The 16058-nt window shown below is 58.1% G+C and carries 16 protein-coding genes; 7 read left to right on the top strand and 9 right to left on the bottom strand.

Annotated elements, in window-relative coordinates; all coding sequences use genetic code 11:
• Positions 1-42: 42 nt before the first annotated feature.
• The 5 genes from CKO42_RS08915 to CKO42_RS08895 form a co-directional block, all read right to left on the bottom strand.
• A complete protein-coding gene (locus CKO42_RS08915; RefSeq protein ID WP_207148691.1) occupies positions 43-918 on the bottom strand; it encodes a hypothetical protein in 876 nt (291 codons plus the stop codon).
• A 108-nt stretch (positions 919-1026) separates the two neighbouring features.
• A complete protein-coding gene (locus CKO42_RS08910; protein WP_200242364.1) occupies positions 1027-1737 on the bottom strand; it encodes an ABC transporter ATP-binding protein in 711 nt (236 codons plus the stop codon).
• Positions 1738-1742: 5 nt separating this feature from the next.
• On the bottom strand, positions 1743-2513 hold the full coding sequence (locus CKO42_RS08905) for an ABC transporter permease (RefSeq protein WP_200242362.1): 771 nt from the start codon (positions 2511-2513) through the stop codon (positions 1743-1745).
• A 53-nt stretch (positions 2514-2566) separates the two neighbouring features.
• Complete coding sequence (locus CKO42_RS08900) at positions 2567-4039, bottom strand: sulfotransferase (protein ID WP_200242360.1); 1473 nt, start codon at positions 4037-4039, stop codon at positions 2567-2569.
• Positions 4030-5625 (bottom strand): glycosyltransferase family 2 protein, encoded by a 1596-nt coding sequence (locus tag CKO42_RS08895; RefSeq protein WP_200242357.1) that lies wholly within the window; start codon positions 5623-5625, stop codon positions 4030-4032. Before CKO42_RS08895 ends, CKO42_RS08900 begins: the two co-directional genes overlap by 10 nt.
• A 405-nt stretch (positions 5626-6030) precedes the next feature.
• On the opposite strand from CKO42_RS08895, the gene CKO42_RS08890 reads away from it, so the two are divergent.
• Entirely contained in the window at positions 6031-7014 is a 984-nt protein-coding gene (locus CKO42_RS08890; protein WP_200242354.1) for a hypothetical protein, read from the top strand.
• A 101-nt stretch (positions 7015-7115) separates the two neighbouring features.
• On the top strand, positions 7116-8216 hold the full coding sequence (locus tag CKO42_RS08885) for a glycosyltransferase (protein ID WP_200242351.1): 1101 nt from the start codon (positions 7116-7118) through the stop codon (positions 8214-8216).
• A gap of 38 nt (positions 8217-8254) precedes the next feature.
• On the opposite strand, the gene CKO42_RS08880 is transcribed toward CKO42_RS08885, so the two are convergent.
• Positions 8255-9424, bottom strand: a complete 1170-nt coding sequence (locus tag CKO42_RS08880; RefSeq protein ID WP_200242348.1) for a hypothetical protein — start codon at positions 9422-9424, stop codon at positions 8255-8257.
• 341 nt (positions 9425-9765) lie between these two features.
• On the opposite strand from CKO42_RS08880, the gene CKO42_RS08875 reads away from it, so the two are divergent.
• From CKO42_RS08875 to CKO42_RS08860, 4 genes are all read left to right on the top strand, one after another.
• A complete protein-coding gene (locus CKO42_RS08875; protein WP_200242345.1) occupies positions 9766-10050 on the top strand; it encodes a hypothetical protein in 285 nt (94 codons plus the stop codon).
• Between the two features lie 45 nt (positions 10051-10095).
• Complete coding sequence (locus tag CKO42_RS08870; protein WP_200242341.1) at positions 10096-10368, top strand: hypothetical protein; 273 nt, start codon at positions 10096-10098, stop codon at positions 10366-10368.
• Positions 10369-10408: 40 nt separating this feature from the next.
• Positions 10409-10516 (top strand): ribbon-helix-helix domain-containing protein, encoded by a 108-nt coding sequence (locus tag CKO42_RS27250; protein ID WP_242479241.1) that lies wholly within the window; start codon positions 10409-10411, stop codon positions 10514-10516.
• A gap of 173 nt (positions 10517-10689) precedes the next feature.
• On the top strand, positions 10690-10974 hold the full coding sequence (locus CKO42_RS08860; protein WP_200242339.1) for a cupin domain-containing protein: 285 nt from the start codon (positions 10690-10692) through the stop codon (positions 10972-10974).
• Positions 10975-11003: 29 nt separating this feature from the next.
• On the opposite strand, the gene CKO42_RS08855 is transcribed toward CKO42_RS08860, so the two are convergent.
• From CKO42_RS08855 to hemE, 3 genes are all read right to left on the bottom strand, one after another.
• Positions 11004-11501, bottom strand: coding sequence for a DUF2442 domain-containing protein (locus CKO42_RS08855; RefSeq protein ID WP_200242333.1), 498 nt, complete (start codon positions 11499-11501; stop codon positions 11004-11006).
• 399 nt (positions 11502-11900) lie between these two features.
• A complete protein-coding gene (locus tag CKO42_RS08850; RefSeq protein WP_200242328.1) occupies positions 11901-12134 on the bottom strand; it encodes a phage major tail tube protein in 234 nt (77 codons plus the stop codon).
• Positions 12135-12565: 431 nt separating this feature from the next.
• Positions 12566-13633, bottom strand: a complete 1068-nt coding sequence (gene hemE / locus CKO42_RS08845) for a uroporphyrinogen decarboxylase (protein WP_200242312.1) — start codon at positions 13631-13633, stop codon at positions 12566-12568.
• 175 nt (positions 13634-13808) lie between these two features.
• On the opposite strand from hemE, the gene uvrD reads away from it, so the two are divergent.
• The gene (uvrD, locus tag CKO42_RS08840; RefSeq protein WP_200242311.1) at positions 13809-16058 is read left to right on the top strand and encodes a DNA helicase II; all 2250 of its coding nucleotides are present in this window, start codon (positions 13809-13811) and stop codon (positions 16056-16058) included.

Below are 16058 nucleotides of genomic sequence, written 5' to 3'. Positions count from 1 at the left end.
TTTTGGTTGAAGGCTTGATCGCCCAGACAGCACTTCGGTGGCCTACCGCTTGGAGCGGTGCCCTTCTTTTCGGCCATGCCGGAGATAACGAATCAGCGGATTACTGCTCGATTTGGCAGCGCTCTTACCTTCCTGTTTCGCCATCGGCTCAGAGCTTAAGTTTGCCTTTGCTTGTAGCTCTTGGTTCTGAAGAAATAGAGCTTCGAGCTCCTCTTGGACTTGATGTAATTGCAGGAGCAGCAGTTCGTTTTCTTCAGTGAGGTCAATCTTCTCCGCAGTTAGCGCTTCTATCTGTTTGTCTTTTGCTGGAGTCTCCGTCGCCTCCGCGGTCACAACCTGCTGAGGAGGCTTGCTGCTAGACGTATCCGCAGTGCTCTTTAATGTCTCGACGGACTTTGACGCCGCCCGTCGATCGACCCGATATCTCGCCCACAGTGTCTTTGGATCATCTAGATCGATCTTCTCTCCCGCCGGCAAGGGAAGCGCACAAGCTTCCAGCTCACTTTCGACGAGGCGCGTTGTGACGTCTCCTTCTAGTAAGCGTCTCGCGAGCCAGTGTTCTAGGATCGATATCTGTTCTTTCAGGCAGGGGGTGGCCTGGTTTGCGCTCGCATGGTCGTACCCGAGACGCTTTAGACCAGCTGCCACGATGTCAGGGCTCGCGCAAGCTCGCTCGGCATCAAGCAAAAGCGTCTGGCTGCGATGGCGACGATAGAAGGCCAGCATTGCCTTGATTTCTGTCTGCCAGTCCAGCATAAACTGCTCTGGCTCCGCGCTAAGATGTAGCCCGTCTGCCAGTGCAGTCGCCGCACGCGTGAAAAAGAGAAGAACAATGCTACCAGGCGCGCGCCTCACTGATTCTGCGAGGGTGTCCATCTGACGCAGCGCGACATCCGCTCCAGTCAGATCGCGCATCATTGGCGAAAGCGTCTTCCACCGGCCGGGAGGGAACGCGCATACAATTATCTCCATGCAAGTTGCTCCACCGTGCTTACCAAATAACTCGTTGAACGGCGACTATCGCGGCTACGTCTTGTTTTGTTGTTCAATCTTATATGCCTCCACAATATCAACTGCGCTACCCTGCTGTCGAACCCTGCCCCGTTCTAGCCAAACAACGCGGTTACACAGCTGAGTCACCATTGCAAGCGAATGTGACACAAAGACTACCGTTTGCTCCGAGTTGATTCGCGACAACATCGCAGCCTTTGCTTTCTGCTGGAACGCTTGGTCTCCAACACCTAGCACCTCATCAATTAATAGGAGATCTGCCTCCATGGTCAATGCCACAGAAAAACCTAAGCGAGCCTTCATTCCAGACGAATAGGTTTTGACCGGATCTTTTGACTGCTCCTCAAGTTCAGCGAACGCAATCATTTGATCGACTCTTTGCTTGACCTCTCGGCGTCTGCCGCCGAGCAATACACCGCCTATCAGTGCGTTATCCCGACCTGACAACTCGGGATCGAAACCAAGGCCAAGCGACAACATCATGATATTTTCACACCAACAGGCGATGTGTCCGCTATTGGGCCGATAGATACCGCCGAGTACGCGCAGCAACGTTGATTTTCCACTCCCATTTCCGCCGATGATACCGACCGTTTCACCTTTTTCGACATCGAAGCTCACTCCGTCGAGGGCACGACGGAAACTATGTCTAAAGAAAGAGCGCCTCATCCGATACTCAAGGGTAACATCACGGAGCTCTAGAGCAGTGGTAGGCATGTCAGTCATCATTCCTACTCAACGACGAGTCGAGCGTATACTGGCGCTGCGCGTCTGTAGAAGATGAGCATGCCCATAATGCAGGCACCGCTTAGCATCGATATCCAGAATAGCCCTGGCCAGTTCGGCCAATCTCCGTGTAGCAAGACGTTGCGATAGGATACGATGAGATTTGCCACCGGGTTCATCAGGAAAAAGGATTGTTGCTGCTCGCTTAAGAGCTCACTGTAGTCGTAAAAGATGCCAGATGCAAAAAGTAGCATCATCATTCCCGCCTGAATAAGGAAGCGAACGTCGGGAACGAAGGGTGTCACTGCTGCGACTAACAGCGCCCCTCCAGTGACGAGCAAGAGCTGCGTGAAGACAACGGCAGGTAGCGTCAGCCACATCCAGCTAGGTTGAGCACCCTGGGTGGCAAGGAATAACAGTAATACCGCAAAAACCACCGTTTGTTTTAATGCGTCTTTTCCAACTACCACTGCCGGGAAAAATGCTGTCGGAATTGCCATCTGTTGTATGAGACCGCGGCCGCCCAGGATTGAGCCAGCTGCGTTGTTGACAGTCCGTGAGAACCACAGATAGGGTATCTGCCCACATAACAGAAAGGCGATAAAGCCTTCCCCGCCCCGTTGAAAAATCAGTCCAAAGACAAAGTAAAACACCGCCACATGCAGGGCAGGCTCCAAGAGCCACCACACATAGTTCAAGTAATTCTTCGCAGCCTCTGACTTCAGGCTGAACCAAAGTTTAAGCCAGAAGGCATCATTGAGAGTTGAAAACTTCACCGCTCTTCCTTATCGCTTTATAGCACCGGCTTTCGGGCGGGTGGTCACTTGGGCTAGTCAAATGAAAGATGCTTCGACCTCGCAAAGAGCTCTTCGATATCGTCACGCGTAATGCGTTCTTCCCGACGAAATGTGACTGCCAGGATAAACCTTCGAAAAAAAGTGCCGACCTTCCATGTCATTGAGTTGAAAACCGCCGACACCTGATCTTCCAAGCTGCCGAGGAGAGCGAGCTGCTGATTATTTTGGCTAATCGCGACTTGCAGACTACGCTGGCATTGGGCAAGACGCTCTGTCGGCGCTATGGCCGATCTTTGATCGAAGTGGCCGAACGCCGATGGCGATGATGACCAGCTCCAATCCGGAGACAGTTGACGTGCCGTCGCGAAGATTTCTTCGATATCATCTTTTGTGATACGACTTTCACGGCAAAATGTTGCCACGAGAACGCCTTTTCTGAATATTGAGCCCGCTTTCCACGTCATGGATTCAAAAACAGCTGTTACTTCCTTTTCTAGGCTTTCAAAAAGCCAAAATATTTGGCGGCTGCGTTCGTTGACCTGTTCCAGATCCCGCTGGCAGCGATCTAGTTCCTTTTTTGCCGTGCTGATCTGTAGCGCTGAGTCCGCTTGGTCGGAAATCCGGTTTTCCGCATAGCGCTGCAGGACGTCATGAGCATCAGGCGATAACTCGGGGGGGGCACCGCTGAGTACGGTTCGATCCGAAAGTCCTTTGGCGAGGTACTGCTGTCGGGGGTTTAAATAGTCGTGCTGCTGGCTAGGGTAGACGTGATGATGCCGCAGGGATGGATCGATACAGGCGGTTATCTCGTCGAGAGAGAGTTTGCGTAGGCCGCTGGTGCCCAGGCGAAAGAGCTCGGTGTGGAGTCTGTTGACCGTGCGCATGGGGTCTGCGATAAGCTGGTCGTAGCTCACAATCAGTCGTCGTGCTTGCCCGGCGCTGTGTTTAAGCGCATCGGTCATATATTTTTCCCAGAGGGCGAGGTAATACGCTGTGTCGGGCTCATTTGCCGATTGATCTGCGATACTGTTTAGCGCGGTCTCTGAAGGCAAGAGCTGCATCGCGTTAGTGCGACTGGCCTGGCAGTTGCGAAGCGAGCGCGCGATCGCTAATGGCTCCCGGTGGATTAGGACGAAAACAGGCGCTTCGAGTAATGGTAGTAAGACCGGTAGCGTGAGGCAGAGACGTGGATCTCGAAGGATCCAAGGCCGCTCGATATCTAAAGCGCTAATCACGTCAGCCATTTCCGCTACCTCGCGCTCGCACCGAGAGGGGAGCAGTTCAGCGGAGCAAAGTGAATGGGTATTGTCCGCACTCGCATCGTGACTGTTTAGAATCGCTTCATTAAGGCGGGTGATATCTGCTCTCTGCCAATAGCCCTTTGAGTTACAGCTAGACGCAGCGATCATGTCTGATGATGTCCCAAGTCTAGCCCCCATCAGATTAATGATGCGAGTCACGGCAGCCGCGCCAGAGCGGTGCATGCCCAGAAGAATTAATTGCATAGATCGAGCCTTTCTAGCGTCTGGTCATCGATGGAAGAGTCAACGCGCAGACTGTAGTCTTCAAAAGCACGGCTTAGTCCGGGGTGGTACATGGGGTCTTGATTGATCATGTGCCCCCAGCGGCGGCGCATGCGCTTGAACTCCTTTTGCAGGCGAATAAATCTTCCAATCGTGGCGTCGCCACCGCGGCTGGCGGACTCGAGATGGTATAGTTCTGCGTCCGGGGTCCAGACGTTGATACTACCGGCTTCAACGGCCCGCAGACACAGGTCGACATCATTACATGCTACAGCCAGTTTTTCGTCGAAGCCGCCTAGCCGCTGAAAAACCGAGCGGCGGATCATCATGCACGCCGCAGTGACCGCGCTATAGTTACAGGTGGTCACCAACCGCTGCATGTATCCTGGGTCGCTGGGATCAGCGAGGCGAAACACATGTCCTGCCAGGCTTCCGAGACCTAATACCACCCCTGCGTGCTGAACGCGGTTGTCTGGGTAGTAAAGCTTTGCGCCAACCGCAGCGACCTCGCTCCGCAACGCGTGTCGCACCATTTCTGCTAACCAGTCCGCGTGAATGACTCTTAGGTCGTTGTTGAGGAAGAGCAGGAGATCGCCCTTGGCCAAGCATGCTCCCTTGTTGTTAATTCTAGAAAAGTTGAAGGGACCCGGGAGCGCAAGCACACGGATGTTCGGGGTCTCAGCAACTGTTTTCAGCCAACGTTGGCTTTCTCGTTCTTTGCTCCCATTATCAAGAATTAGTATATCCAGTGCATTCCAGTCCGTCTTTTTCTGTAAATCTGCCACTAAATCCCGGGTCATCTGAGCGCGATCACGCATCGGGATGATCACGCTGACGAGCGGCTGTTTCTCAGGTAGCGGGAATCTTGGCCTTAGACGACCTCCTTGCCGGGCGAGGACCTGCGCGCCAGGGTATGCACATTGTAGATATTTTTCTAGCGCTTGTCGCTGGGCAGGCGCCGACTCGGGCGGCTCTGCGGCGCGCAGACGATGATGTAACACGCGCGGAACATGGCCAGGCCGAATGTCTGGATATCTCTTCAGGTAGGCAAGGAATAGGTTGAAGATCGGGTTAGGACCTTGAGCAGAGCTTGCGAAGTGCGGCCACTGGTCCGCGCGCAGGGCGATAACGCATCCGGGATAGTGGCGCTCGTAAAACAGGTCTGGACTCCAGTCTGGTTTCAGCTGGGGTGCAGTGCGGTTGCCGTCCGGGTCGAGTTGGTCTTCATCCGGGTAACACAACATTGCGTCTGTATTGTCGTCGAGCCAATCTTCCAGCGCTGGCAGTATGTCCGGCGCTAGACGCGTGGGGCGGTCAACTAAAATCAGCCACTTACACCGAGTATCGATTATCGGAGCAGTGCCTGGGTAGCATACTTGGGCGATTGCGTAACCAAGTGCCTCCTCCAGGCAGTCTCCCACCACTGGCTCTGGGTTGCCAAACTCAGCCTGCCATAACAGTATGATTTGGTATTTCTTCTTGAGTTGGTAGTCCGAAAAGTTTGGCTGGGCGCAGCGCCAGCGTGTATAGTCTTCTCGGCTATGCCAGCTGGACTCGGACCTCGGCATCAAGGCTAGAGATCTCTGCAAGTGTCTTTGCAAATCCCCATAGTCTCGCCGCAGGCGCTCCACATGATCTGCGGAGACTGTGCCGCGCGGCATGCCTAGCAGCCGCATCGCGGTTGCCACGAACGTATTCCCAAGCCGCCAAGAGAAAGAGCCGTAAACGTCATCGACGTCCCGGAATAGAGCGTCCGTGAGTTTCTGAAGCCTTCTCGCTATGTCTGCAAGCCGGGCGACTTCATCAGAATGCTCTGTCATGGTGACTAAGAAAAGGATCGGTTTGCTTTGGCGCTGTATTATGCCCTATAAGTATAACGATCGCATTCTAGACCGCATTCTCTCCTGAGTTCAAGTAGTCGAGGGTAAAAATCTCGGGAGCGAATGCCAATGAGAGTTTCATAGGGGTCGGGCTTGCCTAGGAGGCTACAACGCTGCGTCATCCACATCGGCACTGAAAAGACCGGTACTAGCAGCATTCAACAATTCCTGGCTGCCAATCGCCGGAAGCTGGCTGCCGAGGGCGTGCTTTATCCCAGATACACGGGAGCGCGGCAAGGTAGTCAGTGGGGATTTGTTGCTGCGGTTGCGGATGATGTCTGGCGTACAGGGATTGGCGCCCGGCTGGGTATACACAGTGAACATGTGAGAACTCGTTTTGCCGAGAGGTTCAAATCAGGAATTGACGAAGAGGTCAGACGTTTCCGAAAAGGCCAAACTCTGTTGATTTCCTGCGAACACTTCCACAGCCGTCTTGTGACGCGGGCAATGATTTTAAAGTTGAAAGACCTGCTCGATAATTGGGTGCGGGAATATCAGATTATTGTTTATTTCCGAAGGCAGGATCGCGTCGCTATCAGCAAATATTCGACCGCTTTGAAAACTGGCTACACTAACCCGGCCATTCTTCACGCCTTCAATACCAATCAGCTGCCTTACTATTATAATTACAGTGCAATCTATGAAAATTGGGCTGAAGTATTCGGTGCTTCCGTAATGCGAGCCGGGCTGTTTGAGCGTAGTGAGTTTATTCAGGGCGATCTGATTAAGGACTTTTGCGACAAGGCGAACTTAAGACTTACCGGGCAGCTCCGACAGGGGCGAGCAAATGAGTCGCTCAGCGAGCGCGGCGTTGAGGTGTTTCGAAGGCTAAACAAGCATTGGCCTCAAGCCATCGAAGGAAGCCGAAACCCGGTGCGAGATGCCTTGGTAAACGTACTCAGCAAGCTCTATAACGGAAAAAACTATCCTGTTTCAAGATGGGAGGCAGAGGCTTTTTTTAACCAGTTTCGCGATTGCAACGAAAAGCTGGCCTGTCAAGCGTTCCCAGGGCGTGATAGGCCCCTGTTTTCATGCAACTTCGATGACTACCCTGTCGAGCAGCCGTGGAGAAATTGACCGCTGCCCTGCTTTTCGTAAAGAATCACTCTTTTTGCTTACGTCACCTGCGGGCTCGTTGCGTGTAATCAGTGTCTGTGGGACGACGATGTATGAGGAGAATGCATAAAGTGGAAAAGGGTTTAGTGCTTTACGATTTTGTCGCCGTACAAGGCGGTGCGGAGAAATTGACATACACGTTGCTCGCGCATTTTCCTAACGCTGATTTTTGCGCTGCGTTCATTAATGATGATGTGGCTGCTGCCCTCCAGTGTTCAGTCAGGCGATGCTTTGATCTGGGAGCGGAGTCCAATATTCCATTGTGGCGTATCCTTAAAGTGATGTGGGCGTTTGAGCACCCCCAGGTCACACTTGAGGATTACGACTGGTGTCTATTTAGTGGTGTCTACGCCCCATTCGCCGTACGGCGACGAGCAGGCAGGAAAAAGAACCTCCTATACTGCCATACGCCTCCTCGCTTCTGCTTCGACTTGCGCGAGCATTACATGCGCCAAATCCCATGGTTCGCGCGGCCAGTGCTGGCATTGCTCATAGCGGTCGTAAAGCGTAAGTACAAGCGGGCGCTGCGGCAAATGGACATCGTGATAGCCAACTCGGAGAATGTCCGCCAGCGATTGCACCGGTACTTTAGTCAAGAGGCTGTTGTTGTGCATCCGCCTGTCGATACCGAGCGTTTTCGCTGGCTGAGCGACGGTGATTATTACCTCTCATTGGCGCGGCTTGAGGATTTTAAGCGTGTGAATGTGGTGGTGCAGGCCTTCCGGGCGATGCCAGAGCGAAGACTGATTGTGACGTCTGGTGGATCGGAGCTCGAGCCGCTGAAACGCCTTGCTGCCGGATGCAGCAACATTCAGTTTACCGGCTGGGTCTCTGAGGAAGCCTTGTGCGAGTTGGTTGGCCATGCCCGCGCGGCGGTCTATGTGCCGATGGATGAGGATTTTGGTATGTCGCCGGTGGAGGCGATGGCCGCTGGTAAGCCGGTGATCGGGGTCGCGGAGGGTGGCTTGCTCGAGACGATTGTCCACGGAGAAACCGGGTTACTGGTTGAAGGGGCGCTGTCGGTTGAAGGGTTGTGCGACGCGATAGAGCAGCTTGAGGCGTTGGGTCCGACGAGGATGCGTGCGGCCTGCGAGGCAAGGGCGAGCCTCTTTTCCAAGGAGCGGTTCGTCTTGCAGATGAAGGAGATTCTGGCGGCCTGTTGATGCCAGCAGGGGGGCTTGCAGCCTCTAAACCGACGGAGCTAGCGCCGCTCATTGCGGCGGCTGTAGGCTGGGTTCTGTGTGGTGTCCAGAGCGGATTTTCTTCCGCGAAAGGCCGTTGCAGAGAACAGGATGATGCTCGTGAGGCTGTACCAGCCGTAGAACAGCACGGTTGGCTGGCCGACAGTGATGGATTGGAGTACCGCTCCTGCGATGACCGGAAGCAGCAATGTCCACCCGCAGGCGTTGAGCAGGCCGTCTTGGTCTTTTGCGAGCCAACCGAAACAGGCGCCGAGTGCAACCACGCAGGCGGGGACCGCGAGCGCTGCGTGGGGAAGGATGTGCTCGTAGAGCTGGAACCTCTGCTGGACCGACCAAGGCGCGAATCCAGTTGGGTCCCAGAGGGCGAAAGGGAGCATGACCGCTGCAAACCCAGCGAGTGCGTAGCCGCCGATCAACGCTAGGGGTTGCCATTGCCTCGTGTGTATGCAGTAAGACAGGATCGGTACCGAGACGAGCCAGAACAGGCCTCGCCAGGCCAAGGCGCACCCGAACAGCAGCGCAAGCGCTTTGGCATGGGGGCGCGCAGCATTCTGAGTTAGCAAGAGCAGCGGGATGCAAACCAGTACCGTGTTAGCGAGGTGGTCGCCTCCCGTCAGTACTTCGGCTAAGAGGACAGGCGCTGCCGCTAGAAGAAACATGACATGCAGCAGGGATCGACGATTACTCCCCCAGTAGACACCAAGTCCGAGGAACAGGACCCAGAGGCTGAGGAGCGACAGGGCTGCTGCACTGCCCAAAATGAGCACGACGGGCGCTGCTAGGATCAGACCGCCGGGCATTGGCGCGATTGGGTTTCCGCTCTGGGGGCATCCCTCGTGGATGCCGGATACGGCGCGACACTGATACGGGAAGGTGCCGTTCCATAGCGCCTTGACACCGACGTCGAGCGCTTCTTCGCGGTCGCTTTCGAATCCGAGAACCCCAGAATCAGCGAGCGGATAAACCGCAAGGAAGATGAGTGTGAGCGAGAGCCACAGGCCGAGGAAGACGGTCTTTGCCGGCCATTTGCGAGTCCGCGGCGCCCAGCGACGGAGAAGATGCGTTAGGGCCATCAGATAGCCAAGATAGGCTAGAAAAAGCAGCCAAATACCGGCGGTGGTTGGTATCTCGAGGAGTGGGCAGACGACTTCTGCCAAACGTTCGAACAAGGCCATACTGCTGACCAACAAGACGACCAGAAGACCGATGATCCCCATGGTCGGACGGGGGGAGCGGTTTGCTCCTCTGTCTGAGGCGATTGGTCTTCCGGCCATGGTGCTTCTTGCTGGATTGCTTGCTTGGTAGCGGCCCTGGCGTTGCGATGGGTGCGGTTAGTCCTGATCCCGCCTAACCAGGTTTCACACTTGTTCAGCCACCCCGAGTTCGTCCAGCAGCTGATCGAAGGCTTTGCTCCGGCGGAGATCGCGGCACTGATGGACTTTAGCACGCTGAAGAACCACAGCGGGAATTACACACGCCGCTGTTCGAGGACGTCGTCTGGTCGGTACAGGTGCACTGGCAAGGCGTCACCGAGCGATTGTTCCTCTACCTGCTGATCGAATTCCAATCCCGCGTCGACCCCACCATGCCGCTGCGCCTGGTCCAGGCCGACCCCAACAAGGCCAGGCTGGACCGGCTCATCACCCGCTGGCTCAAGCGTCACCTGCGCCGGCTGGGCGCGGATATCGACCTGAAACAGATCAACTCATTAGTCGAGGACAAGGCCATGTTAGCCGAGAACCTGGAAAGCTGGGCACAGCGCGAGCGTGTCGAGGCATTACGCGCAGACAACTGATGCTGTCTGGTGACCAGGCGCGCTCGCGGTTGCTAGACTCGAGCCATGAGTACCAAGCCCAACGATGACAATGCGATCCCACCTGAGCCCCACGCCAAGCTGTTGGCGGAGCTAGAGCGCTTCGAGCATCTACTGTTCGAGCCCATGACCCAAGCGGACCTGGATCAGCTCAATACCCTGTCGGAACGCTGGACTGTAATGGTCAAAATCACCCCACTGGCAAAGGCCAGCAGGGGTATCCACCAGGGCATCGTGATGCCTCCGATCGGCAAAAAGCGGCGGAGGATATGCGAGGTGGCTTGCACTATTCAAGGCTGATTAGCAGGATGTGCCAGTCATGTAGCCAAGGAGTCAACCCATGCCCACCCGTAATGTCGTGCTGACGGATGTTCAAGCGAAGTTCGTCGAGCAGATGGTGGCCAGCGGCCAGTACCAAAACGCCAGCGAAGTCCTGCGTGAGGGCTAGCGCCTGGTACAGACCCGTGAGGCGGAGCAAGCGGCCAAACTCGCGGCCTTGCGCGAGGCGGTGGCGGTGGGCATCGCCGATATCGAGGCGGGGCGCTACACGGACTTTCAAGATGTTTCCTCGCTGCGCGCGCACATCAAGAGCATTGGTCGGCGTGTTCTGGCGAAGCAGGGATGAACTGTCTCCGAGCGCCTGGGGGTGAGCTGCGAGCGGCCGGCTTTGTCCTCGAGACCGAGGCGCATGATGGGCAACAGTTCGGCTTTTCGGTCTTGGACGGGCGCCTGCAAGGCCATGTCGATGGCGTGCTGAGGGCGGGGCCGGATTGGCTGAGCTATCCGGCGCTGTGGGAATCCAAGTGCCTCGGCGCGGGTCCGTGGCGCCAGCTGGCGAAGTCAGGCTCAGGCCTGGCGGCTGCCCGTCCCACCTACGCCGCGCGGTGCTGGGGAGGTGGGGCATGAGTCCTGTCATTCGGCGATTCGGTCAACCCTCAGCCGTGTCCGGCGGCGACCTCTCGAACCGATGCAACGCGCATGGGCAACGCCTGACCTTGTGGGCGCACGGCTTCCCAGCCCAGGCAGGCCAACCAGATGGCACGCGGGATGGGTTTTTCCCCGTCGCGGTAGTAGATCAGCATGCGCCGGGAAATCCCCAAGGCCTCGGCCGCTTGCTCGAGCGTCAGCCCGGTCTCGTGCAGCCAGGTCCAGATGCGCTCGTGACCGATGCCGCCGGCTTGCTCGATGGCGAGGTTGCGCAGGTTGGACGAGCCCAAGTCGAGCTCATCCTCGATCCAGTCGACGCTGTGGCCAAAGAAGCCGACCTTGGCCTGGGCGAAGAGCGTCTTGTCCTTCAGCGGCGCCAGCGCCCGGGTGGTCTCGATCCAGTCGCTCAGATCGACCTCTAGGGTCTGGTCATCGGCGTAGGTGAGTCGCAACCGGGACGCGGGCAAGGCCTCAAGTGCCCTCAGGCGGAAGTGCTCTTTGCTCATCGTTGCAGGTCCTCGAAGGTTTGCCGGCATGCTGTTGAATGATCGGGCTGCTCTGAGAGCGATGCGCTTGAGGGCGGTTATCGCCGCGTCTGGTTGGCGTTTTTGACATCGGGGCGGCGGCGCTCATAGACGCGCATCATGTCAAGACCTACGCGCTCGGCATCGGCGCGCAAACGGGCGCGATATCAATAATGCTGCCGACACCGCGCAAAAATTGCTTGATGTGTCGAGTCATGCTTCGCTTCCTCAGAAAAGACATCACTATATGTTGTGGTTTCGGCTTCACGCCAGAACAAGATATGGCGTGAGGACATGAAAATAAGCCGTTGTCTTGCTTGGCTTTCATTCAGTGTAGCAGGTCGCTGCCGCATGAAACACCGCCCCAGGACGGGCGTTCGCTCACAGTCCAATCGCCGCACGAATCGCCGCCAGCTGATCGGTCCCACCCACCTTACGCACCAGGTTGACCGCATTGACCTCGATCAGCTCATTGCCGTTGATCGAGAGCTTGTAGTACTTCACCGCCACCATGTCGATGATGAGCACGCCCTGGTGCTTCTGGATATTCATTGGACAGGCGGTGTGCACACGCGCTTGAGGGTGAAGAAGAACCGCACGGGGGAGCATCGCCATGGTACCGAGGCCTCGACGGAGGATCTCCTTCGGCAACTGTCTGCGCAATTGCCGGATCAGACGATCGCCCCGCTGCTGAATCGCTTGAAGATCCCAACCGGCAAAGGCAACAACTGGACGAGAGATCGTGTCAGAAGCTTCCGCAACGACCACCAGATCCCCGCGTACGCCGGGATGATCTGCTCACGCTCGAGGGTGCCGCACAACGGCTCGGGATCTGCGCCCAAAGTGTCCGACGTTTAATCCATGACAAGGTCGTCGCGGCGAAGCAAGTCATTGCCGGTGCGCCTTGGATGATCCCTGGCGTGTAGAGCACTACCGCGCCGCCTTAACCGTCATTGATCGCGTGATCGCGATCAATTGGCTTGCCCTGCTATTGAAGACCACAGATCGAATGTGCGCCGCCTGGCTGAGGAAGGATGGATCGTCTTTTAGCCCGCGTGATACGGCCGGCTCTGCTCATGCACGGCCTTGACCATCGCCGCAGCGTGGTCCGGGTTGATGTCCGGATGGATGCCGTGACCAAGGTTGAAGACATGCCCGGTGCCGCGCCCGTAGCTGGCGAGTACGCGCCCGACCTCGCGCTCGATGCGCTCGGGCGAGGCGTAGAGGGTGCAGGGGTCGAGGTTGCCTTGCAGGGCGACCTTGTCGCGGACCAGCTTGCGTGCGTCGGCAAGGTCCATGGTCCAGTCGACGCCGAGCGCGTCGCAGCCGGTCTCGGCCATGCGGTCGAGCCATTGGCCGGCGCCCTTGGCGAACAGCACCACCGGCACGCGGCGACCATCGGCCTCGCGGGTTAGGCCCTCGACGATGCGCTCCATGTAGCGTAGCGAGAATTCACGGAAATCCGATGGCGTGAGCACGCCGCCCCAGGTGTCGAAGATCATCACCGCCTGGGCGCCGCGGGCGATCTGGGCGTTGAGGTAGCTGGTGACCGATTCGGCGACCTTGCCGAGCAGCTTGTGCATCAGGTTGGGTTGATCGAACATCAGCGCCTTGCTGTGGGCGAAGTTCTTCGCGCTGGCGCCTTCGATCATGTAGGTGGCCAGGGTCCAGGGTGCGCCCGAGAAGCCGATCAGGGGTACCCGGCCATCGAGCTCTTTGCGGATCAGTGCGACCGCGTCCATCACATAGCGCAGCTCGTCTTCCGGATCGGGTACGGCGATGGCCTCGATGTCGGCGGCGGTGCGCACGGGACGCGCGAATTGTGGGCCTTCACCCTCGGCGAACGAGAGGCCCAAGCCCATCGCGTCTGGGATCGTGAGAATATCCGAGAAGAGGATCGCGGCGTCCAAGGGGAAGCGCTCGAGCGGCTGGATGGTGACCTCGCAGGCTAGATCCGGTGCTCGGCACAGGTCCATGAAGCTGCCGGCCTTGGCGCGGGTCTCGCGGTATTCGGGGAGGTAACGGCCGGCCTGGCGCATCATCCAAACGGGGGTGTAGTCGACGGGCTCGCGCATCAGCGCGCGCAGGAAGGTATCGTTCTTGAGCTCGGTCACAGGCAGGTCCCGGCAGCGGTGGTGAGTGGGTGTTTTTGTCCGGGGCAGGATACTACGCCGGTTCGGATGCTGTCAGGGGTGTAAGTGGCAGATGAGCTAAGCGGTTCGCTGGCTGTTTTGTCCCCGAACGGCGATTGGCTGCGAAAACCATGGGGGCTGCGGTTACAATCGCGCGATGGAAGACATCTCGCATATTCTCGATCCCCTGAACCCGGCCCAACGCGAGGCCGTGACCGCTGATACTGGCAACCGTCTGGTGCTAGCCGGCGCCGGCTCCGGCAAGACTCGGGTGCTGGTGCATCGCATCGCCTGGCTGTTGCAAGTCCAAGATGTGCGGCCCTGGCATGTCTTGGCGGTCACCTTTACCAACAAGGCGGCGCGCGAGATGAAGGGCCGCATCGAGGAGATGCTCGACGAGCCGATCGGAGGCATGTGGGTCGGTACCTTCCACGGCCTGGCGCATCGCTTCCTGCGTGCGCATTGGCAGGATGCCGGGCTGCCGCAGCATTTCCAGATCCTGGATTCCGATGATCAGTTCCGGCTGATCAAGCGCATCTTGAAGGCGCTGGAGCTGGATGAATCGCGTTGGCCACCGCGTCAGGCGCAGGGTTTCATCAACAGCCATAAGGATGAGGGCCGGCGACCACCGCATATCGACGCGGCTGGTGATTTCTTCCTCGAGCAGCAGCTGCGGATCTATCGGGCCTATCAAGAGGCCTGCGAGAAGGCCGGCAGTATCGACTTCGCGGAACTGCTACTGCGTGCGCATGAACTGCTGCGCGACCGACCCGACATCCTGCATCACTATCGCGAGCGCTTCGCGCACATCCTGGTCGATGAGTTTCAAGACACAAACGCCATCCAGTATGCCTGGCTGCGGTTGCTCGCCGGCGATCGGGACAATCTGTTTCTGGTCGGCGATGATGATCAATCGATCTACGGCTGGCGCGGCGCGCGGGTCGAGAATATCCAGAGCTTCCAGCGCGACTATCCGAACACTCAGATTGTTCGCCTCGAGCAGAACTATCGCTCGACCAGCAACATCCTCGGCGCGGCCAATGCGCTGATCGCGAACAACCCGAGCCGACTCGGCAAGAACCTTTGGACCGAGGACAGCGCCGGCGAGCCGATCCGGCGCTACGCGGCCTTCAATGAGATCGATGAGGCGCGTTTCGTGGTCGAGCGCATTCGACGTGCGAGCCAGGATGAGGGCATGGCGCGCAGCGACTGCGCCATTCTCTATCGCACCACGGCGCAGTCGCGGCTCTTCGAGGAGGCGCTGATTCAGGCTGGACTCCCGTATCGCGTCTATGGCGGTCAGCGCTTCTTCGAGCGCGCCGAGATCAAGGATGCCTTGGCCTATCTGCGCCTGGTCGCGAACCCGAGCGATGAGACGGCGTTTGAGCGCATCGTCAACCTACCGCCACGCGCGATCGGCCCGCGCACCCTTGACCTGCTGCGCACCCAGGCGCGGGCTGATGGCAGCACGCTTTGGGAGGCTGCACGGGTTGCGGTGAGCCAGCCGCTGCTGCCCGCGCGGGCAACCGGCGCGCTACGCGGCTTTCTCGAGCTGATCGAGGGGCTTGCGGCGAGCGCTGAGGCCGAGCAGGAGTTGCCGGACTTGGTGGCCGAGGTGTTGGAGGCCAGCGGACTGCCGGCGCACTTCGAGAAGAACAAAGACGGGCGTGGGATCGAGCGGTTGGAGAACCTGGAGCAGTTGGTCGAGGCAACGCGGCGTTTTGCTGCCGAGGTTCCGAACGACGAGGGCGATATCCTCGGCAGCTTTCTCGCCCATGCGGCGCTCGAGGCCGGTGATGCCCAAGCCGATGGGTTTGAGGACAGCGTGCAGCTGATGACGCTGCACAGCGCCAAGGGGCTCGAGTTTCCGTTGGTGTTCATCACTGGGGTCGAGGAGGGGTTGTTCCCGCACAGCATGTCGGCGACTGATCCGAATCGGCTCGAGGAGGAGCGGCGGCTCTGCTATGTCGGCATGACGCGCGCCAAACGGCTGCTCTATCTGACCCATGCCGAGAGTCGCCGCTTGCACGGGCGCGAGGATTACGCGATGCCGTCGCGTTTTCTGCGCGAGGTGCCGGCAGAGCTGATCGAAGAGGTGCGCGGCGGCGGGGTCTCGCGGCCGCATGGAGGTCGGGCTGCATCGGGCTTTGGCGCTATGGGCTTTGGGGCTAGGCGCTCAGGAACAGGGTCTAAGGCCGGTGCTGCCACTGTCGATGCCGGCGGCGGCTTTCAGCTCGGGCAGCGGGTACGGCATCCGAAGTTCGGGCCCGGCGTGGTCTTGAACGCCGAAGGCCACGGCAGCGGCGCCCGTATCCAGATCAATTTCGAGTCGGCTGGCGCCAAGTGGCTGGTGCTCGAGTACGCGCGGCTCGAGCCGGCTGACGCTTACCAAGGCAATGGTGAGTGA

Source organism: Lamprobacter modestohalophilus (genome assembly GCF_016583905.1).
GTDB classification, from domain to species: Bacteria; Pseudomonadota; Gammaproteobacteria; order Chromatiales; family Chromatiaceae; genus Lamprobacter; species Lamprobacter modestohalophilus.
This window is presented reverse-complemented; position numbering and strand designations above follow the sequence as displayed.